Here is a 21,875-nt window from a genome sequence, read left to right as displayed (position 1 = left end):
GGCGTCGGTGAACCGCCATGCAGGCTGAACGCCCGGATATGCCGGATACGCCATTCCCGGATACGTCATTGACACTTCAGATGAGATGATCACCTCGGACGCGAGCACATGGCCGGGTCGCTGGCGCGGACTCAAGGAGGCGCTCCTGAGTCCGCGCGTGGACGCGCGGCGGCTGGAGACGGCCCTGAATGCCGCGCGGGCCGGCGCGGCGCTGCCTGTCGTCTGGCTGATCGGCAAGACCCAGGCCGGCAAGACCTCCATCATCCGCGCGCTCACCGGTAGCGAGCTGGCGGAGATCGGCAACGGCTTCCAGCCCTGCACGGCGAGCGCGCGGCTCTATGACTTCCCGAGCGAGGCCCCCGTGGTCCGCTTTCTGGATACGCGCGGCCTGGGTGAAGTGGCCTACGACCCGGAGGACGACATCCGCTTCGGCGAGTCTCGGGCGCACCTGCTGCTGGCCGTCATGAAGGCCGGCGACCAGGACCAGGATGCCGTGCTTGAGGTGCTGCGCACGGTGCGCCAGCGTCACCCCGAGTGGCCGCTGATCATTGCGCAGACCGGGCTGCACGAGCTCTATCCGGCGGAGGGGGAGCACCGGCTCCCGTACCCCTTCGAGCGCGAGCCCTGGCCCGCGACCATCCCGCACGACCTGGCGCGTTCACTGCGCTACCAGCGCGAGCGCGCCGGGGAGCTTCCGGGCAAGGCGAGGGTCCACTGGGTGGCGGTGGATCTGACCTTGCCCGAGGACGGCTATGAACCCGTCGACTATGGGCTGGAGGCGCTCTGGCGCGCCATCGACACCCTGTCGGCCTTGCGGCTGCACTGGGTGCTTGGGCGCGACGCGGGTGTGAAGGACGTTTTCGCGCAGGCCGCTCACCCGCACATCCTGGGCTACGCCCTGGCCGCGGCTGGCGTCGGGGCCTTTCCGCTGGTCGATCTGGCCGCGGTGCCCGCGATCCAGGCCAAGATGCTGCAGAGTCTGGCTGCCATCTACGCGCAGCCTTGGGATCGCCAGGCGATGCTGGATTTTCTCGGGCTGCTCGGCTCGGGCGTCGCCCTGACCTACGCGGCCCGCTACGCGGGGCGTACCCTGATCAAGCTGTTGCCCTATCTGGGGCAGACCCTGGGCGCGGTCTGGGGCGCGAGCGCGAGCGCTGCCACCACCTATGCCCTGGGAAAGGCCGCCAGTTACTACTTCCATCAGCGCACTCTGGGTCTGGACGCAGAGGCGCAGGTTCTGCGGCGGCTGTTCGCCGAGCAGCTCGAACAAGGCTCGGACATGCTGCGGGACCGCTTCAAGTCAGGTAAGACATGAAAAGAATCATGAGCCGAATCGACGGCCTCTGGCTCGGGTCGCTCTTGCTCTGGGTGCTGCCCTTCGCCGTGCTCGTACCCCTGGGGCTGCTCTGGCTGCAGCAGCACGGCGCCATGCTGGTCTGGCTCGGCTCCTTGCTGCTGCTCAGCGGGGCTGGCTTCGGCCTGCAGAGCTGGCTCAAGGAGCGGCAGCAGCATCAGCTCGATGAGGGGCAGACGCGGCCGGACCCGACCTGGCCGCCCGTGGCCGAAGGGGCCTGGGCGCGGGTGGAGTCGCTCGTCGAGCAGATCGAGCCGGACGATTGGCCCCTCGACGACGGAACCCGTCTAGGCGAGCTGGCCCAGCTTACGCTGGAGCGCGTCGCGAGCTACTTCCATCCCGAGGTCGAGCAGCCGCTGCTGGAGCTGCGCGTGCCGCATGCGCTGCTCGTGATCGAGCGGGCGAGTCGCGACCTGCGCGAGTCCATCACCCAGAACATCCCCTTCAGCCATCGGCTGACCATCGGCTCGCTCGTCCGCGTCTATCGCTGGAAGCCCTTTGCCGAGCGCCTGCTCGGCATGTATCGCGCGGGATACTGGGTGGTCAATCCGGCGAACGCGCTGCTGTCGGAGGCCTGGGGTCACCTGCGCAAGCGCGGCTTCGCCATGGCCCAGCAGGACGTCTACCGCTGGCTGTTGCAGGAGTACGTGCGCAAGGTCGGCGCCTACGCCATCGACCTCTACAGCGGACGCCTGCTGCTGACCGACGACACCCCGATCATGCGCCTGACCCAAGTCTCGCGCGAAGACGTGGAACGCGCCGTTAGCAGCGAGGTGGCCGAGGCGGAGCCCTTGCCGGGCGAGCCGCTGCGAATCCTGGTGCTGGGGCGCTCCAACACCGGGAAATCCTCTCTCATCAACCTGCTCTTCGGCCAGCTGCGGGCGGCGACGGATGTCCTGCCCGAGACCACCAGGGCGCTGATGCCCTACCGGCTCGAGCGCGACGGCCTCGACCTCGCGCTCATCTTCGACTCGCCGGGCGTCGAGCGGCTGGCGTACAAGACATTGAACGAGGCTGCGATCTCGGCGGACATGATCATCTGGGTGAGCGCCGCGCATCGCCCGGACCGCCAGTCCGAGCGCCAGACGCTCGATGCGGTGCGCACGGCGCAGGCCGCGCGGGTCGATCGCCGGCCACCACCCCTGCTGGTCGTGGTGACCTACATCGACCGGCTGCGGCCCTTGCGCGAGTGGCTGCCGCCCTATGACCTCACGGACTCGACCAACCTCAAGGCGATGAGTATTCAGGCCGCGGTCACCGCGCTGGCGACCGACCTGGAGGTGCCCATCGCCAACGTCATTCCGGTCTGCCTTGCCGAAGGCCGCCTCTACAATGTCGAGGACACCCTCTGGACCGCCATCCTCGACCAGATGGACCGCGCCCAGCGCACCCGCCTCCTGCGCTGCCAGGACGAGCGCCGGCGCGAGGAGAACTGGAATCTGCTGCGCCGTCAGTTGGCCAATGCCGGGCGTTTTCTGATCGCATTACCGCGACGCATGTCGCGGAATCAATAAGTTGTTCTGTCGCTCTGCTGACGGCTGGTTATGCTCGCTTCCAGGTTGCCCGTCGGGGTGCGACGCTCAGTGTTGACTCCGTCTGGGCTCGCAGCGAATGGGAGTCGCCATGCGCGTCAACTTGCCTGGCACCGACATCGAGCACGAGATGCGGGCCGACCGAATCATCGTGTCGAGCACGGATCTAATGTCGAGCACGGATCTAAAGGGCCGCATCACGCAGGTGAACCGCGCCTTCGTCGAGATCAGCGGCTTCCTGGAAGAAGAGCTGATGGGCGCGCCGCACAACCTCATTCGTCATCCCGACATGCCGGCGGCGGCCTTCGCCGACCTCTGGAAGACGGTCCAGGCTGGCAAGCCCTGAATCGGCATCGTCAACTAGAGGAGCGCGCAAGCGATGACGAGCGATGTCCAATCGATACCCTCCGCGCAGCGGTTTCCCGCCGAGCAGCGCCATGCCGATGACATCGCCGCGCTGCGCGCCTGGGATCGGCATCCGTGCCCCGCCGGTTGGCAACTGAGCCCGCGGGCCGTGCGTTCCTTCATCCTGGGCAGCGACGGCGAGGCGCTCGGCGGGCGTGTGATCGAGCGCAAGATCTTCGGCAACGACGTGCTCGTCGAGCGGTCCATCGTCACCCTGGCCGGTCAGCGCGGCCTGCTGCTCGCCGGTGAGCCCGGCACGGCCAAGTCGCTGCTCTCGGAGCTCCTGGCGGCGGCCATCTCCGGGCGCAGCACCCTGACGGTCCAGGGCAGCGCCGGCACCGTGGAGGAGGGCATCCGCTATAGCTGGAACTATGCGCTGCTGCTGCGCGACGGCCCGACGCCGGCGGCGCTGGTCGCCGGCCCGCTGCATCAGGCCATGGAGCAGGGCGCCTTGATGCGCTTCGAGGAGATCACCCGTTGCCCGGTGGAGATCCAGGATCTGCTGATCCCCGTGCTCTCCGATCGCGTGCTGCACGTCCCGGAGCTGAAGGGCGAGGGCAGCCTGGTGCTGTCCCGGCCCGGCTTCAACATCATCGCGACGGCGAACCTGAAGGACCGCGGCGTCAACGAGATGTCATCCGCCCTCAAGCGCCGCTTGAATTTCGAGACGATGCAGCCCCTGACCGACCCGCGCCTGGAGGGCGAGCTGGTGAGCCGCGAGGTTCAGCGCCTGCTCACGGCGGAGGGGATCGGCGCCAGCGTCGCGCCCGAGCTGACCGGACTGCTGGTCACGCTCTTTCAGGAGCTGCGCCAGGCCCAGGCGCTCGGCGTCGCGCTGGAGCCCATGAGCAATGTCCTCTCGACCGCGGAGGCCATCAACGTGCTGCACAGCGCGCTGGCCGATTGCTGGTACCTGGGCGATGGTTCGGCCGGCCCCGCTCAGCTGCTGCGCCACCTCGGCGGCACCCTGATCAAGGGCGAGGAAGACGACCGCCGACGGCTGCGGGACTATCTGCGCCTGGTGCGCGGTCACCGCGCGGATGAGCCGGCCTGGCGGGCGCTGCTGGAGGGGGAGGTGTGGCTCTGAGCGAGCCGCCAGTTCAGCCGCATGCCGCGCGGCTGGCGCGCATCCCCTTCGGCCCCGAGCTCTGGCTGATCCCGATCCGTCACCATAGTCCGGCCTGCGCGCTGCACCTGCGGACCCTGATCCGCCGTGTCCGCCCGCGCCGTATCCTGATCGAGGGACCGGCGGACGCCACCGCCCTCATCCCGCACCTCGCCGCCAAGGATGCCCGCCCGCCGCTGGCCGTCTACTGTTTCCACACCCCGCGCGGCCACCCCGCGAGCGGCGAGCCCGTCCGACATCGCAGTTTCTTTCCGCTGGCCGCCTTCTCGCCGGAATGGATCGCGATCCGCGAGGGGCGGCGGCTCGGCCTCGAGCTGCGCTTCATCGACCTGCCCTATGCGGCGCGCAGCGCGCTAGACGCCGATCCCGAGGCGCAACCCGAGGCGCAACCCGAGGGTGTGGAGCCGACCCTGGCGGAGGACCGGCGGCTGCAGCAGTCCTGGGCGACCGGGCAGCTCCTGGAGCGCACGGGGTGCCGGGACTTCAACGAGTGGTGGGACCGTCATTTCGAGTCGCGCCTTCTCGCCGACGACCCCGCCGCCTTCTTTCAGGACCTGCAGCTCTGGTGCCTGCTGCTGCGCGCGCCGGACGATCGCGGCGACGCGCAGACCGCGGCGCGCGAGCGCGCCATGGCCGCCGCCGTGCGCGGCGCCCGCGCCGAGGAGGGCGCCACCCTGGTCGTGACCGGCGGCTACCACTGCGAGGCCATCGCGGGGCTGATCGAGGACGCCGACGCCGGCGCGGTCGAGCGCGTGCCCGAGGCGCCGAACGGGGGCGAGCAGGGCAGCTACCTGATCCCCTACTCCTTGTCGCGTCTCGACGCCGCCAATGGCTATGCCGCCGGCATCGCCGACAGCGCCTACTACCAGGAGCTGTGGCGTCAGCGCCGTCAGCCGGCGCCGCACGCCGAGACCATCCGCCTCGCGGCCGCCCGCGTCGGACGCCGTCTGCGCGCGCGCGGCGAGCCGGTGACGCTGCCGGACGCGCTGGAGGCCACCCTGGTCGCCCATCGCCTGGCCGCCCTGCGCGGCTGTCCGCCGGGTCGCCCGGAGCTGCTCGACGCCATGGAGACGGCCTTCGCCAAGGGCCTGCAAACAGATCCGACCGCCTGGCGTCGGTTGCTGCGGGAGCTGACCACGGACGAGCACCTCGGGCGCGTGCCCGAGGGCTATCCGGTGGCGCCGCTGGTGGAGGACTTCCGCGCCCGCTGCAGGCACTTTCGTCTCGCCCATGGCGCCGCCGCCGAGCGCACGCGCGCCCTGGATCTCTATCGCTCGGCGCGGCACCGGGCGGTGTCGCGCTTCCTGCACCAGCTGTGCTTTCTCGCTGTCCCCTACGCGGCGCGGGAGGCCGGGCCAGACTTCGTCGGCGGCACCGGACTCGATCGGGTGCGCGAGGAGTGGCGCCTGGGCTGGCGGCCGGAGACCGAGGCCGTTCTGACCGAGCGCAGCCTCTACGGTGCGCGGGTGAGCGAGGCGGCCGCGGCGCGGCTGGCCGAGCGCCTTGCCGCCGGAGACGACGCCGCCGCGCTGCTGATCGCGGCGTTACAGATGGGTCTGCGCGACCTGATCGGGCGACTGCTCGAACGCCTGTCCGCCTGGCTGGGCCAAGAGGGCGACCTCGTCGGGCTGGTCGCCGGCCTGGCGCGGATCGAGCTCGCCCGCGGCGCCAGGCACCTGCTGGAGGCCCAGGACGCGCCGGCCCTGGACGCGCTGCTGGGGAGCGGATTCCGCTACGCCTGCCGGCGCCTGTCCTGGCTCGGCGAGCTGGAGCCGGAGCGGGATGCCGGCTGCGCCGAGTCCCTGGGGCTCCTCAACGGTCTGGCGCGAGCGGATGCGCCCTGGTGCGACCTGGATCTCTATCGGGAGACCCTGATCGGCGTCGCCGAGCGCGCCCCGGCGCCGATCCTGGCCGGCCGGGCCGCCGGCATCCTGAGCGCGCGCGGGCTGTGGCCGCTCGCGCGGGGTCGCGCGGCGCTGGAGCGGGCGCTGCGCCAGGGCGAGCTGACCCCGGTCAGGCTCGGCGGTTTCCTGCGGGGCTTCCTGCCGGCGGCCCGCGCCCTGCTGCTGCAAGAGCCCGAGCTGGCCGCGAGCATGAGCCGGGTGCTGCTGCGCTGGGATGAGGCGCAACTGCTCCAGGTCCTGCCGCACCTGCGGCTCGCCTTCACCGCCCTGACGCCCAGGGAGGCCTCGACACTCGGCGCGCTCATCGCGCGCCTGCTCGCGCCAGCGCGGGCCGCGCCCCCGGCCGAGTGGGGCGAGGCCGAGCGTGCCGAGGCCAGGCGGCTCTACGAACGCGCCTGCGAGTCCTTGCAGAGCTGGGGGCTCGCCGATGCTGACTGATCTGTCCAGCGAGGAGGGCGGCGAGCTGCTGCGGCGTTGGCGGCTGATCCTGGGACCAGCCGCCGAGGAGACGCTTGGCTCTGGCTTCGGTTCCGGCTCGGGCGCCGAGGATGCCGCCGCAGCCTCGGCCGGACAGGCCCGGCCACTGCTTGCCGACCGCGACCGTCAAAGGGACGCGCTGCTGGAGCACCTCTATGGCCGCGAGCACGCCCAGCGCGTCTTCGAGAGCACGGGCGCCCGGCGCGCCGGCCAGACCTCGTCCGGGCTCAGCGTCCCCCGGTGGCTGGCCGGGGTGCGCGCGCTCTTTCCGCAATCGACCGCGGAGACCCTCCAGCGGCAGGCCTTGGAGCGCTACGGCATGCGGGAGCTGTTGGTCGATCCGCGGGTACTGCGCCAGGCGCCCGCGGACCTCGACACGGTGCGGCTGCTGATCCAGTTTCGCGCGCTGCTGTCCGATCAGGCCATGGGCGAGGCGCGGCGGCTGATCCGCACGGTCGTCGCCGCCTTGGATGAGCGTCTGGCGCGGCGTGCGCGCAACAGCATCCTGGGTCCACGGCTGCGCCAGGAGCACGGCGGCGCGCGCATGCTGGCCAATCTGGATTGGGCGACGACGCTGCGCCGCAACCTCAAGCACTATCAGCCGGAGCTGGGCGTCGTGATCCCGGAACGGCTGTGGTTCTGGCGGCGCCAGCGGCGTCAGTTGTCCTGGGATCTGATCCTGCTGGTCGACCAGAGCGGCTCCATGCTCAGCTCCGTGATCCATAGCGCCGTGCTCGCCGCGGTCTTCCATGGCCTGCGTGTCCTGCGCACGCGCCTGGTCCTGTTCGACACCCGGGTGGTCGACGTGAGCGAGCGTATCGGCGACCCGGTCGAGGTCCTGCTCGGCGTCCAGCTCGGGGGCGGAACCGACATCGCGGCGGCGATGGACTATGCCCGCGGCAAGGTCGAGACACCGCGCCGGACCCTCATCGTGCTGATCTCGGACTTCTACGAAGGGGGCAACCCCGCGGCGCTCGTCGAGCTGACCGCACGGCTACATCAGAGCGGTGTCGCCCTGCTGGGTCTGGCGGCCCTCGACGAGCGGGGCACTCCCGACTACGACCGGCCATTCGCCGCGCGACTCGCCGCCGCCGGCATGGAAATCGGCGCCATGACGCCGGATCGCCTCGCCGATTGGGTCGGCGAGGCGATGGCTCGGCGGGGTTAGGACGTGTCCATCTTCGACGTCCCGACTCGCGCCTGGTGACGAAGCTCCGGCTTCGTGACCAGACAGGCGGAACTCACCTCAGCCTCTCGCTCAAGACACCGAGATGGCCAATCAGCTCGTTACGCGCCGCCAAGAGGCTCGGCAACTGCGCTCGCGCCGACGCCATCTCGCCCTGTTCCGCGAGCGCCGTGATGGTGCTCGCCAGCTCATGCACCTTGACGTGACGCTGGCCGACCGAATGAAAGGCTTCGAGTGTCCCATAGTGGGCTGATCCGCTGCCTTGGTACCAGCGGTCGAAGCGACAAGGGCCTCTCTCGATCTCGACCAGTCTCGCGATGTCCGCGTCGTTGAGCGCATCGACAAATTCGTCGATCCAACGGCGGTGATTCTGGATGGCCATCATCAAGGGAATGTCATGCTTGCTGATGCCCTTGTCGACGACCATGCATTCGCCTTGCTCTGGCCAGGTTGACACCCACGCCGGGATCGCATCCGCCAGCATCGGGCGGGCAATGCCGAAACCCTGGCCCAAGCGGCAACCGAGCGAGTTCAGTAAGGCCCCATGCTCGGGTGTCTCGACGCCCTCGGCAATGACCGATCGGTCAAAGGCGAGTGCCAAGCGAACGACGCTCTCGACAATCTCGATGTCCTCGGGGTCGTCGAGCATATCGCGCACGAAGCTCTGATCGATCTTCAGCACGTCGATCGGCAGGCGGCGGAAATAGGCCAGTGATGAATAGCCCGTGCCGAAGTCATCCAGGGCGAAGCGCACCCCGAGTGCGCGGCAGGCCTTGAGCGTTTGGCTGGCTCGTGCGATATCGCTCAAGGCAGAGGTCTCCAGGATCTCCAGTTCAAGACGACCCGGATCACACTCGGGGTGCGCGGCCAGCAACCGCTCCAGGCGTTGGGCGAAGCTGGGTTGCAGCAGATGTCCGGCAGCGATATTGACGCTGACCGACACGTTCAGGCCTTGACGCTGCCAGCTGGCCATCTGGGTCAGGGCCGCCGCGATCACCCACTCGCCGATGGCAATCTCCAGGTCGCTCCCTTCGACAATCGGCAGGAAGGCAGCCGGCAACAGCAAACCACCGTCCGGATGCGGCCAACGGATCAGCGCCTCGACGCCGATCACCTTGCGACTGACCATGTCGACCTTGGGCTGGTAGTAGAGCACCAACTCCTGGCCGTTCAGCGCTGCCTCGAGATGTTGCAGTTTCAGCCGACGGTCTTGAATCAGCCGGTCTTGTTCGGCGTCATAAAAGTGAGAGCGATTTCCACCGGCGTCCTTGGCGCGGTACATGGCCTGATCGGCATGGCGCAGCAAGCTGTCGGCGTTGTTGACATCAGGCGGACTCAGGGCCACCCCGATGCTGGCGGAGACACGGTGGGTCACGCCGTTCAAGATGATCGGACGCGTGACGGTGGCCAGCACGCGTTCCAGTAGCGCATGGCTGTCTTCCGATCGCGCCAGGTCGTTGAAGAGCAGGACGAACTCGTCACCGCCGAGTCGGGCCACCGTGTCCTGCGCGCGCAACAGCTGACGCAGCCGATTGGCAATGCCGATCAGCACCTGATCGCCCACCTCGTGCCCATAGTGATCGTTGATGGGCTTGAAGTCGTCGAGGTCGAGATAGCACACGGCCATGAGCCGGCCCGAGCGTCGGATTCCGGCCAGCGCCTGTTCAAGTCGGTCGCTCAAGAGCCGTCGGTTTGGCAGCGCGGTCAGAGGATCGTAGTTGGCGATCCGGTCCAGTTCCGCCTCGTGGGCCTTGAATGCGCTGATGTCGGAGAAGACGCCGATATAGTTCTGGACCGAGTCGTCGGCACTCCGAACGGTCGAGATCGCCAAGAGCTCGGCGTAGATCTCGCCATCCTTGCGCCGATTCCAAATCTCGCCCCGCCAAGACCCCGTGTGCGTGATCGCATCCCACATCGCGCGGTAGAAGGCCGCGTCGTGGCGGCCGGAAGCGAGGATATTCGGATCTTTGCCGAGCACACTGGCCCGCTCGTAGCCCGTGGTGGCGCTGAAGGCGTGGTTGGTGTCGATGATCCGATTCTCGGCATCCGTGACCAGGATCGCCTCGGAGCTGTGTTCGAAGACGCTGGCCGCGAGGCGCAACTTGTCTTCAGCCTGCTTGCGCTCGGTGATGTCTTGAAAGGTCCCGTAAAAATAGGTGACCTGGTGATTCGGCCCGATCTCGGGATAACCATGCGCGAGACACACACGCGTGGTGCCGTCGCGGCGTCGAAGATGCAGCTCCAGGGCGTAGGGTTTGCCTTGCTTGATCGCCGCGTCCACCACGGCCTGTTCGCCTGCCAGATCTTCGGGACTGAAGAGCCGGTGGTGCTCCGCGAACGCGGGCGCGCCCTTGGCCGGATCCATCTGAACGATGCGAAACAGCTGCTCGGACCAGGTGACCTTGTCCTTCGCCACATCCCATTCCCAACTGCCGATTTGGGCGAGATGCTCGGTCCGGGTGAGCATTGTTTGCAGTTGGCGCTGTTTTTCTTCCGCTTGCTGGCGGTCGGTGACCTCTCGAATATAACCGTGCCACAGGACACTGCCGTCCGCTTGCGGCTCGGGCGATGCCTCACCCTGGACCCAGATCAAGCGCCCCTCGGGAAATTTCACCCGGTAGGTGTCGTTCCAGGTGGTCAGTTGGTGCATCGACTCCGCGATCTTGGCCGCGACCCGGGAGCGATCGTCGGGATGTAGCACGTCGAGGATGGCTGTCGCGTCCGTCGCGACCTCAGCCGGTTCAACGCCATAGATGTCTCGGATGCCCGCGCTGGCATAGGGAAAGGCGGTGCGCCCGTCGGGCCACTGTTGGTACTGATAGATCACGCCCGGCACATGGGCCGCAATCTTTTCGAGGCGGTTCAACAGTTCCTCGTGCTCGGTGATGTCCTGAACGGTGCCGGAGAGGCTGACGACCTCGCCCTGGGCGTCCAGATGGGGCGTGCAGATGGCGATCATGATGCGCTCCTCGCCGTCGGGGCGGCGGATGCGCAACCTGAGCCGGTAGGGTTCTCCCCGCTCCACGGCCCGGCTGACGGTCTGGTCGAAGGCGACCCAATCGTCGGGATGGATGTAGCGACGATGCCCCTCGTAGCTTGGTGGTCCATCCTTGGGGTCCACGCCCCAGATCAGAAACATGCCCTCCGACCAGCTCGCCTGTTTGGTGCCCGGATCAAAGGTCCAGCTCCCGAGCTGGGCGGTCCGCTGTGCCCACAGCAACAGCCGTTCCTGCTCGGCGAGGTGCTGGTTGGTGCGCTCCAAGGCCCCGATTGCGATGGCAAGGCGCCGCCGAGCCTGTGTTTGAACAGCGACGAGCAGTGCCACCAGCAGGCTGGTGATCAGCCCGGTCAGCCCGATCCATGTCGCGATGTCGCTGCTCAAGGCGTGCTCGAACCGGGGGGCGACCGTGACGGCGAGGGACCATTGATGCCCCCCGAATGTCACCAACTGAATCTTGCGCACCGTCCCATCGGCATCTGGACGGATCCGCGCCGGCCCTGAGGTGAACAGAGGATTCTCGGGCGCCGGGCGGTTGCCATCGTAGACATCCAACCGGAGTCCGGGACGCGCGAGGTCCGACTGCAGGGGTCGCAGAACGTCTTGCATCAGATCGTGCATCCGCAGTGGCGAATAGACCCAGCCGAGCAGATTCGCGCGTCGCTCGGCCAGGCTGTCATGGGGGGCGTCGGCGCGATAGACCGGCAGGAACAACACGAAGCCCGGTTGGATATCGGTGGCGCCTTCCTGCATCAAGGTCACCCTCGCCGACAGGGCCGCCGTCGCCTGATCCCGAGCGCGGGTCGCCGCCTCCCAGCGCAGCGGCTCCGAGGCCATGTCATAGCCGAAGGCGCGCAGATTGCGACCGGAGAAGCCTTCGATATAGAGCACTGCGGCATAGAAGGCCCGTTCGCCCTCGGGGTGGATCTGGAACTGCGGAAAACCCTCCCGATGCACGGCGGCGACACGGGCGTCCTTCTCGTCATCGGGGATCAGCAGCAAGAAGCCGATCCCCTGGATGCCGGGATACTGATCCTCCAGTCGGAGCGTCTCGAAATAGCGGCGGAATCGCTCGTGCGTGATCCACTCGGGGACATCAAACAGGGCGGCCGCCCCGCGCAGCAACTGGATGCTGTCCCGCAGCCGCTCATCGATCAAGCCGGCGACCTTGCTCGCCAACACCGCGACCTCCTGCTCCCGTTGCTGTCGCACATGCTCCTGGGCGATCGACCACAGGAGGCCGGTCGTCGTCAGCCCGATGGCCAGGATCAGCGCTGGCGGCAGGAAGGGGCGCAGCCATCCGAATCGGCCGAGGGTGGACATGGCGGTGGACATCTTCAGGTCCTATCCGGGCCGACCCGCACGCCGACCGCGTGCGCCCGAGGCGGAGCGGTCATCGTGCGAGGGCTGTTGATCAGCGGTGTCATATGAAGAGCATAGCCTGCTGAAGAGCATGGCCTGTTGAAGAGCATCGTCTGCTTGCCCCAGGCAACGCCTGGGGCCGGGGAATGAACAGGCGAGGGATGGTGAGCTTCGGAACTCGTTCACCATGACCCCTTGGATGAAAGTCCCGAACCGGTCAGGGCTGGCGATCGACCGGAACCCAGTGTCGCCTGGACTGGGAGCGATCCCGGAAGACGGCTGGCGACTGATGAAGCGCGTTTCGATCGTGCTGTGTCGAGGGTCACGAAACGCGTCTAGATGACGGGCTAAGGTTCCAGTTTCTGACGCTGGCACGCAGCCGACTCTCGATCCGGGTCGGGGGCGCGGCCGTCCGGGCGATGCATTGCCGACGACAACCTAGAACCCACGACAACCGAGAACCGACCCGAGGAGACTCCGCCCCATGGAGACGCTGACGACAGCTATCCGGCAAGACGACACCCAGACCATCGTGCAGGCCCTGACGCCCGCGACCCTGGACATGCGAATCGATGGCCAGGGCATGACGCCACTCGCCTATGCCGTGGAGCATCAGTGCCCGAGCGCGGTCGCCCTGCTGCTCGCCAAGGGGGCGGATCCGATGCGCGCGGACGACGCTGGCCAGACGCCGCTGCTGCGGGCGCTGCGGGGTGGTCGTGAGACCGCCGAGCTGTTGTTGGACGCCAGCGTCGAGCGGGGGCTGATCAACGATGACTGTCGGCGGGTCATCATGCGCGTGCTGATGGGGCGCTGGGTCGAGGACCAGGACAGCCGCGCCTGTCTGGACCCGCTCGGCGTTGACCGGACGACGCAGGCCGCGCTGTTCAACCAATTCGACCGGCACGCGGCCCGACTCCACGCCATCGCGAGCGCCGAGCGCCTGCGGACCTTTTGCGGGACCTATGTCGACATGGCGAAGGGGCTTTCCGGTGCGGAGGACACGCCGGACGCCGAGACCCTCTTCGGCTTTCTGATGCACGACCGCGATGCCGCGCAGGTCGCCTCCTGGCTCCTGGCGTTGAAGGCGCGGATCGGAGCGGGCTCTTGCCCCGACTTTGCGTGGCAAGACTATCGTCCGCTGCTGGCCGAGGTCCGCAACCTGGGCGAGGACCAGCGCACCGGCGAGGTCTACGCCCGCTGGGTGATGCTGGAGGCGCCGTTCTTCTCGATCGATGCCTTGGTGGCTGGCCGTGTCGCGGCGGATGTGGCGATCCAGTTCGATGCCCAGGCGCGGGCGATCACGCGGGCGGCCCGGGCGGGACTGCTCGATCTGAAGACCTGGATCCTGACCATCGCCTCGGGCATCGACTGCGAGGAGCGCGTCGACCCCGACAACCCCTGGCTGGCGCTGGCCGACGAGCAGACGCGGGCCTTCATGCTGGAGCACCCCCGGCGGCTGCGCAACGACGCCTTCGAGCACCTGGCGGGCGTCATGGACATGCTCGGCTGCGCCTTCGACGACGTCTCCGACTTCATTGCGGCCTTGACGCCGTCGCGGCGCGCCGCGCTGGCCGCGCATCACCTCTCCGCCCGCCATGGTCAACCGGGTGGCTGGCTCGCGATGGCGCGGGTGCTGGCCAGGGACGGATTGCTGCCGGCACGCCTGCCCGCGCGCGACGACACCGCGAGCTGGGACGGCATGGCCGACTGGCTGAGCGCCGAGGTCGGCGGCGAGCTGACCCTGGAGGTGCTCGATCGCATCGGGCAGGACGGGTCGCGTCACCGCTATCGCTGGTCCGACACCCCGCAGGGCCAGGTTCAGGCACGGGTGTTGAACCATTGGGTTCAGACGCACCCCGAGAGGGTCGACCGACTCAGGGTTGCGCATCTCTGGTTCGTCGGTGACCGGGCCTTGCTGCGGCGGTTGATCTTCGACGGGCGCTGTGATCCAGAGCTGCAAGAGGCGGCGATCCGCAACCTGGGTTGGCAGCTCGACGGCCTGGCGCCGGACGAGGGGCTGCTGGCGGCGCGCCGGGCCGACTGCCTGCGCCTCTGGTGCGGGCAGTCATCGATCCTGCCGGACGACTGGATGGACTGGTTCTGGGCGCACCGCGTAAACGGCGACGAGCGGGCGCTGCTGATCAAGGCCTTCGCGCAGACGTCCTTGCTGACGGAGGGCGCGGCGGTCGCGGGGCCGGCATTCGAGAGGCTGCGCGCCTGGTATCTGCAGGACGCCGAGCTGTCCGATCAGGCGCTCGCGGCGATCGAAGAGGTCGACTACCGCGTCGCCATCGCGGCCTGGGACTGGCTCGGTCCCGCGAGCCGTCGCGCCATGCTGAACGCGCTCGCGACCGCGCTGAACCAGGCCGGCGACTACGGCACGGCCAACCTGCTCGGCCAGCCGGCGGTCCTCGCGCTGCTCGAACGCGGCATGACCGATGACCCCGATCCGCTGCTGGCACGTCGCGACGCCGCCCGATGGGCACTGAGGCATCTCTGTGACGCGGGCTTCGCGGCGAGCCTGCCTCGACTGCGGACGCTGGCGACCCAGAAGACGGTCGTGCCTCAGGCCGCCGAGGGGCTCGCCCGGATCACGCCCGCGCGTCTGCGCGACAGCGGCCTGCTCTCCGACAGCCACAAGGCCGTTCGCGACCTCGCGCTGCGCGGGCTCTGCGCGCGGGACGAGGCCGACGCCGCGCCGGTGCTCGAGTCCTGTCTCGGCCAGCGGGCGAGCCATTGGACCGACATCCAGCGTGGCCACATCCTCGATCGGCTGGAGCACTTCGGGCGCGACGTCGCGGCGCTGGACCCTCTGCGGGGGGCGGACGCCGCCGCCTTCGAGGCGCAGGCGGCCAAGGTGCTCAAGGGCAAGCGCAGCGATGTGCTGGAGCGGCTCTGGAACCCGCGTATCGAGGAGCTGGGCCTGCCCTTCTCCCGCGATGCCCTGCAATGGAGCGGCATGCTCGCGCGCGACGAGGAATGGGGATGCCTGCCGCGTGGCGTGCGCCAGCTCTGGGGGCTCCTCACGGTCGATCAGCGCGCCGAGCTGGCGTCCCGGCTGGTCGAGGCCTGGGGCCAGGGCGCCGCGGACAACAAGGACCGCTGGGTGCTGCGTCTGGCCGCCGCCTTCGGTGACGATCGGCTGGTCCCCCAGCTCAAGGAGCTGGTCACGCTCTGGAACAAGAAGCACTACCAGCGCGCCGGATGGGTGGTCGGGACCCTCGGGGAGCTGGATACCACCTATGCGCTCTTCACCGTCGATGAGATCCGCAAGAGCGGCAAGTTCCGCGACCTGGTGCGCGCGGACGCCTACCAGGCACTCAAGGGCGCGGCCGAGCGCCGCGGCCTCCCGCTCCAGGAACTCTATGACGAGCTGGTGCCGACGCTGGACCTGGGGCCGGACGGGCTGGTGCTGGACGTCGGTCCCCACGTCTACCGTGCCCAGCTGCTGCCGGACCTGTCGCTGAGGGTCACCCACGGCGCCACCGGCAAGCAGAGCAAGTCCCTGCCCAAGGCCAGGAAGGACGAGGATCCGACGCTCCGCGCCGCCGCCGAGAGCCGTTTCGCGCTGCTGAAGAAGAACGTCAAGCCGGTGGTCCAGCAGTTGGGGCCGCGCCTGGAGGAGGCCTTCGACTGCGGCAAGTCCTGGGAGGCCGCGCGCTGGCAACGGCTGTTTCTGGAGCATCCCATCCTGCGGCTGGTCGGCAAGAGCCTGATTTGGACCGCGACGGGGGAGGGGGCGGCTCGGAGCTTCCGCATCAGCGAAGACGGCTCGCTGATCGACCGCGAGGACGAGCCCGTCGCACTGAGTGGCGGCGAGGTCCGGCTGTGGCATCCGCTGGAGGCGAGCGACGAGGAGATCGCCGGCTGGCGCGACCATTTCGCCGACTATGAGCTGACCCCCTTCATCACCCAGGTCGAGGCGCCGGTCCACCGGCTCGACGCGGGCGAGCTGGGGCAGGAGGCGCTGAACCGATACGCGGGGCAAGAGGCGCTCTGGGGCGACGTCAAACGCCTGATGACGAGGTGGGACTACCGGGTCGCGGACCAGGACGGCGTCCATATTTTCGGCTATGAGCACAGCTATCTGATCAGTGGCATCAAGGTCGTGATCGACATGCAGGACTGCCAGGTCTCCATGCGCTTCGACGAGGCCTGCAGGCTCGGAAGGGTCGACTTCCGGCGCCTTGGCAAGGACTCCGGGTCCGGCGACACACTGAGGCTGCGCGAGGTGCCGCCGCGGCTCATCGCGGCCGTCCTCGAGAAGCTGCGCATCCTGACCAAGACGTGACAGGCACGGCGATCGACGCCTGGCTCGCCGAGATCGGCGACGGGGACATCGAGGACTGGGCCAACAAGGGCCTGCTGCGGCGCGGGCGCAAGCTGGCGGAGGCCGCGGGCGCGGATGGCGTCGCCGCCGATGGCGAGCAGTTGATCGCGACGCTCGACGGTCATCGCCAGAGGCTGCGGGGAGCGGGGTTCGAGCGGCTGGACTGCGGCTGCGCGGCCCTTGGACCCTGTCACCACCTGATCGCCTTCCTGCTGCTCGCCAAGTCGCGGCGGGTCGAGACGGCCGCCGCGCCAGCCGGGGCGGAGCCGTCCGCCCCGGACTGGCTGCTCGGTGACCAGGCCGCGCTGACCCGCCAACTGGGACAGGCCCATGTGGCGCGCGCCGGTCGCTGGATGCGGCTCGGGCTCGTCCCCGAGCTGGAGGAGGGGCCGGGCGGCTGGGTTGGCGAGGTCACCGAGCGCGAGTCCTACCGCGTGCGCATGGCGCGCTCCGCGGGACCGGAGGCCGCGACCTGCACCTGCGGGGGCGCGCGTTGTGCGCACCGGGCGCTGGTGGTGCTGGAACTGCGCCGCCGCCTGGGCCTCTTCGATCCGGCGTCGGTCGAGGATGCGTTGAGCACGGAGCAGACCGGGGCGCTCGCCGCCGTCGAGCGGTGGATGCTGCAACTGGCTACCGCCGGCCTGACGGGCGTGACCCTCGCGGCCACCGACCAGGGTCGTGTCCTGGCCACGGCCGCCCGCCAGGCCGATCTCCCGCGCGTCGGGGCGCTGCTGGCGGGCCTCCTCGACCTGCTGGAGGCACGGCAGCGTGGGCGCAGCTTCGCCGGCGCGCGCGGGATCGGCGAGCGTCTCGCGGCCTTGCGGCTGCTGACCGCGGGGCTCAAGAAGGCGTCGCCACGGGTGCCCTTGCTGCGCCTCACCGGCGTCAATCGCGCCCTCTATCGCAAGGTCAGTGGTCTGCGCCTGATCGGCGTCGCCGCCGAGCACTGGCAGGGACAGCAGGGGCAGGAAGGCATCAGTCTGCATTGCTATGCCCCCCGGGAGGCGCGCTGGTACCGCTTGAGCGAGACCCGCCGGCCGGTGCAGGATCAGCCGCGGTCATGGAATCCGGTGGAGAGCTGGAACAGGGGCCGTTGGGCGGACGGGCCGCTGCTGCGCGAGCTGCCGGCCGCCGAGGTGCTTCTGCACCTCGGCTGGGTCAGCGCCGAGGGCCGCCTGTCCGGGCGTCCTGGCACCCGGCTGGAGCACCGGGCGTTGCGCGAGCCCGCGGCGGAGCTGCCGATTCAGACCGACTTCGCCGCCGTGCGCCGACGCTTCGCCGAGGCCATGGCCGACGACCTCATGGCCCCGCCGCCGCGTCTGCCGGTGGTCATCCGCATCGCGGAGACGGCCGCCCCGCGACTGGACACGCAGAGCCAGTGGTGGACGCAGCGTCTGACCGACGCCGCTGGCGCCGGGCTGACCCTCGGCATCCTGATCCGCGACCCCGTCAATGCGCTCAAACGCCAGCGCATGGAGGCGTTCGGCGCGGGTCCGGCGCGAGGCCGGCTCATCTTCGGGACCCTGTACCGCTCGCCGAGCGGTCTGGTCCTCGACCCCATTGCACTCTTGAACGACGGAGCGGCGGCATGGACGAGCCTGACCTTGCGCTAGGCACGCGCCTGGACGCGCTGCTCGAGCGCTGGCGAGACTGCCTCGACCTGTGGCTTCAGACCGGTTGCGCCGCGCCGTCCGCCGCCGCGCGACTGGCGCTCGATCACTGCGCGGATGACGCGGGGACCGGCGAGTGGCCGCATGTGCGCGCGCTCGCGGACGCCTTGCGCCGCGCCGAAGAAGGCTCGGGCGCGGCCGCCTTGCTCGATCTCCTGGTGTGGCTGGAGACGCTCCAGCGGCTGCGCGATGCCGAACGGCTCGCCGGGGGCGTGGACGATGGGTGATGGCATGGTGTTGCAGGACGTCGCCGTGCTGGACACCCTGTCGATCCCAAAGATTGGCGGCCGAAGCCCAACGCGCAACGCGGACGCAGACTCCGGGATTCGGGCGCGATCCGATTGCGCTAGGATGCGAGGCGCGTGGATCGGCCAGCTCGGTAGGATGGGCAAAGTCCGTGCTCTGGCTTCGAAGGAGCACTCGGCACTGGGCGGACGTGCCCATCGTGCAGGTCTCGGCGCTGGGATGATGGGCATGTCCGTCGATCCTCAGCGCAGCGAACACAGCGCATCGCGCGGGCTTTGCCCATCCTACGGGTGCGCGTTGCGGCGAGGCGCGTGGATCGGCCAGCTCGGTAGGATGGGCAAAGTCCGTGCTCGGGCCTCGAAGGAGCACTCGGCGTTGGGCGGACGTGCCCATCGTGCAGGTCTCGGCGCTGGGATGATGGGCATGTCCGTCGATCCTCGGCGCAGCGAACACAGCGCATCGCGCGGGCTTTGCCCATCCTACGGGACGACGGATCGGTTTGCAGCGATGCGAGCCAGCTCGGTAGGATGGGCAAAGTCCGTGCTCTGGCTTCGAAGGAGCACTCGGCGCTGGGCGGACGTGCCCATCGTGCAGGGCTCGGCGTCGGGATGATGGGCACGCCCGTCGATCCTCGGCGCAGCGAACACAGCGCATCGCGCGGGCTTTGCCCATCCTACGGGAGCGCGTTGCAGCGAGGCGCGTGGATCGGCCAGCTCGGTAGGATGGGCAAAGTCCGTGCTCGGGCCTCGAAGGAACACTCGGCGCAGGTCGGACGTGCCCATCGTGCAGGTCTCGGCGCTGGGATGATGGGCATGTCCGTCGATCCTCGGCGCAGCGAACACAGCGCATCGCGCGGGCTTTGCCCATCCTACGGGAGCGCGTTGCGGCGAGGCGCGTGGATCGGCCAGCTCGGTAGGATGGGCAAAGTCCGTGCTCTGGCTTCGAAGGAGCACTCGGCGCTGGGCGGACGTGCCCATCGTGCAGGTCTCGGCGCTGGGATGATGGGCATGTCCGTCGATCCTCGGCGCAGCGAACACAGCGCATCGCGCGGGCTTTGCCCATCCTACGGGAGCGCGTTGCGGCGAGGCGCGTGGATCGGCCAGCTCGGTAGGATGGGCAAAGTCCGTGCTCTGGCTTCGAAGGAGCACTCGGCGCTGGGCGGACGTGCCCATCGTGCAGGTCTCGGCGTCGGGATGATGGGCACGCCCGTCGATCCTCGGCGCAGCGAACACAGCGCATCGCGCGGGCTTTGCCCATCCTACGGGACGACGGATCGGTTTGCAGCGATGCGAGCGGATACGCCAGGGAGGACATCAAGTCACCAATCAGACGCCCTTGACGACCCATGAAAATCAATCTGCCCGTCACCAACCGCGAGAACGACTACGCCGATTCCCTCGTCATCGTTTCCACCACGGATACCAAGGGGATCATCACCTACTGCAACAGGCCCTTCATCGAGATCAGCGGCTTCGAGGAGTCCGAGCTGATCGGCGCCAATCACAATGTCATCCGCCACCCCGACATGCCGCCGGCGGCGTTCAAGGATCTCTGGGCGACCGTGAAGACGGGCAAGCCGTGGCGCGGTCTGGTCAAGAATCGCTGCAAGAACGGCGATCACTATTGGGTGGACGCCTATGTCACGCCGGTCTACGAAGGCGAGACCCTGGTCGGCTACCAATCGGTTCGCACCAAGCCGACGCGGGCGCGCATCGATGCGGCGGAGCGCCTCTATGCCCGCGTGCGCGCGCGCAAGATGGAGGATCTGCCCCGGCCGCTGCTGCCCGCGCTCAATCATCGCGCCTGGCTGACCGGCGCCTTCGCCCTGGTTGGGCTCGGCGCGATCGCGGCGGGTTGGCTCAAGAGTCCCTGGGTGGGTCTGGGCGTCTTCCTCATCGGGCTCGTTCTGGCCCAGATCAGCGCCAGGAGCATCTTTCGGCACATCGAGGAGAGCGTGCGCATGGCGAAGAAGATCGCCAGTGGCGATCTGACCTCGCCGATCCATGTCGCGGACAACAACGAGACGGCCGAGGTCCTGCAGTCCATCAAGATGCTGCAATCGCGCCTGGCGACGGTGATGGGGCACATCCAGGACTCCGCGACCGGCGTCGCCGATGCCGCCGCTCAACTCGCCCAGGCGACCAACTCGACCCACGGGCTGATGGAACAGCAGCATCAGGAGACCGACATGGTGGCGACGGCCATGAACGAGATGTCCGCCACCGTTGCCGAGGTCGCCAACAACACCTCGGCCGCCGCCGATGCCGCGCACCAGGCGAGCGGGGAGGCGCGCAACGGTCGCATGGTGGTCCGCGACAGTGTCGAGGGGATCCAGACGCTGGCCAATGGGGTCATGGAGGCGGCGCGGACGATCACGCGGCTGGAAAGCGACTCGGTGAACATCGGCAAGATCCTCGATGTCATCCGCGGCATCGCCGGACAGACCAACCTGCTCGCCCTCAACGCCGCCATCGAGGCGGCCAGGGCCGGCGAGCAGGGGCGCGGGTTCGCCGTCGTCGCCGATGAGGTGCGGGCGCTCGCCCAGCGCACCCAGGAATCCACCCAGGAGATCCAGGAGATGATCGCGCGTCTGCAGGACGGCGCGCGCAGCGCCGTGGCCATGATGCAGCGCGGACGCGAGCAGGCCGAGCAGAGCGTGGCCTCCGGCGGCGAGACCGATCGCTCATTGGACGCCATTACTCAGTCGGTCGAGCAGATCAACGACATGAACGCCCAGATCGCGACCGCCGCCGAGGAGCAGAGCGCGGTGGTGGAGGAGATGAACCGCAATGTGGAGAGCATTCGTCACCTCTCGATCCAGACCCTCGAGAGTACCGACGGCGTGGTGCGCGCCACCAGTCATCTCGAGGACCTCGCCGGGCGACTCATGGGGCTGGCGCATCAGTACAAGATTTGAGCGACGGTGACAGGCGTCCGCCCGGACTAGGGGCGATTTCGATACCCAAGGTTCAAACCCCCGCCGTTCAGGCGGGCGGACTCCAGCGACTCGATGGCTCACAACCCGATGGCTCTCGTCGCACCGCTCCGCGCCCGGTGACGCCGATCCGCGCTCAGAGACACATGTTCCCGCCCGAGCAATCGGGATCTTCTGGTCACGAAGCTCCAGCTTCGTCTCGCGGGTGACGAAGCGGAGCTTCGTCACCAGGCCCGAAGCAGGACGTAGACGATGGACAGTTTCCTAACACAGGATCTCTGACGCCTGGGCGCCTGAAGGCGCGGATCGTGGCGACCGTCACAGCCCGCCGATGATCAGGGTGCTAGCGT

At 68.7% G+C, this 21,875-nt stretch carries 11 protein-coding genes; 10 read left to right on the top strand and 1 reads right to left on the bottom strand.

What is annotated here, in order from left to right:
* Positions 1–85 precede the first annotated feature (85 nt).
* The 6 genes from CKO23_RS03265 (at position 86) to CKO23_RS03240 (ending at position 7,966) form a co-directional block, all read left to right on the top strand.
* Entirely contained in the window at positions 86–1,315 is a 1,230-nt protein-coding gene (locus tag CKO23_RS03265) for a YcjF family protein (protein ID WP_200328323.1), read from the top strand.
* An 8-nt stretch (positions 1,316–1,323) separates the two neighbouring features.
* Entirely contained in the window at positions 1,324–2,868 is a 1,545-nt protein-coding gene (locus CKO23_RS03260; RefSeq protein ID WP_242482183.1) for a GTPase family protein, read from the top strand.
* 109 nt (positions 2,869–2,977) lie between these two features.
* Positions 2,978–3,232, top strand: coding sequence for a PAS domain S-box protein (locus CKO23_RS03255; RefSeq protein WP_200328321.1), 255 nt, complete (start codon positions 2,978–2,980; stop codon positions 3,230–3,232).
* 33 nt (positions 3,233–3,265) lie between these two features.
* Positions 3,266–4,378, top strand: a complete 1,113-nt coding sequence (locus CKO23_RS03250) for an ATP-binding protein (protein WP_200328320.1) — start codon at positions 3,266–3,268, stop codon at positions 4,376–4,378.
* Complete coding sequence (locus CKO23_RS03245) at positions 4,369–6,759, top strand: DUF5682 family protein (RefSeq protein WP_200328319.1); 2,391 nt, start codon at positions 4,369–4,371, stop codon at positions 6,757–6,759. The genes CKO23_RS03250 and CKO23_RS03245 overlap by 10 nt, the downstream gene beginning before the upstream one ends.
* On the top strand, positions 6,749–7,966 hold the full coding sequence (locus CKO23_RS03240; RefSeq protein ID WP_200328318.1) for a VWA domain-containing protein: 1,218 nt from the start codon (positions 6,749–6,751) through the stop codon (positions 7,964–7,966). Before CKO23_RS03245 ends, CKO23_RS03240 begins: the two co-directional genes overlap by 11 nt.
* 73 nt (positions 7,967–8,039) lie before the next feature.
* On the opposite strand, the gene CKO23_RS03235 is transcribed toward CKO23_RS03240, so the two are convergent.
* Positions 8,040–12,317, bottom strand: coding sequence for an EAL domain-containing protein (locus CKO23_RS03235; RefSeq protein ID WP_200328317.1), 4,278 nt, complete (start codon positions 12,315–12,317; stop codon positions 8,040–8,042).
* A 511-nt stretch (positions 12,318–12,828) separates the two neighbouring features.
* Between CKO23_RS03235 and CKO23_RS03230 the strand changes: the two genes are divergently transcribed.
* The 4 genes from CKO23_RS03230 (at position 12,829) to CKO23_RS03215 (ending at position 21,507) form a co-directional block, all read left to right on the top strand.
* Entirely contained in the window at positions 12,829–16,635 is a 3,807-nt protein-coding gene (locus CKO23_RS03230; RefSeq protein ID WP_200328316.1) for a DUF4132 domain-containing protein, read from the top strand.
* A complete protein-coding gene (locus CKO23_RS03225; RefSeq protein ID WP_200328315.1) occupies positions 16,632–18,287 on the top strand; it encodes a hypothetical protein in 1,656 nt (551 codons plus the stop codon). The genes CKO23_RS03230 and CKO23_RS03225 overlap by 4 nt, the downstream gene beginning before the upstream one ends.
* Complete coding sequence (locus tag CKO23_RS03220) at positions 18,263–18,571, top strand: hypothetical protein (protein ID WP_200328314.1); 309 nt, start codon at positions 18,263–18,265, stop codon at positions 18,569–18,571. The genes CKO23_RS03225 and CKO23_RS03220 overlap by 25 nt, the downstream gene beginning before the upstream one ends.
* Positions 18,572–19,935: 1,364 nt before the next feature.
* Positions 19,936–21,507 carry a methyl-accepting chemotaxis protein gene (locus tag CKO23_RS03215; RefSeq protein ID WP_200328313.1) on the top strand — a complete coding sequence of 524 codons (1,572 nt, stop codon included), beginning with the start codon at positions 19,936–19,938 and terminating at the stop codon, positions 21,505–21,507.
* Positions 21,508–21,875: the final 368 nt, after the last annotated feature.

Origin of the sequence: Thiocystis violacea, from assembly GCF_016583565.1 — a bacterium.
Classification (GTDB): Bacteria; Pseudomonadota; Gammaproteobacteria; order Chromatiales; family Chromatiaceae; genus Thiorhodococcus; species Thiorhodococcus violaceus_A.
This window is presented reverse-complemented; position numbering and strand designations above follow the sequence as displayed.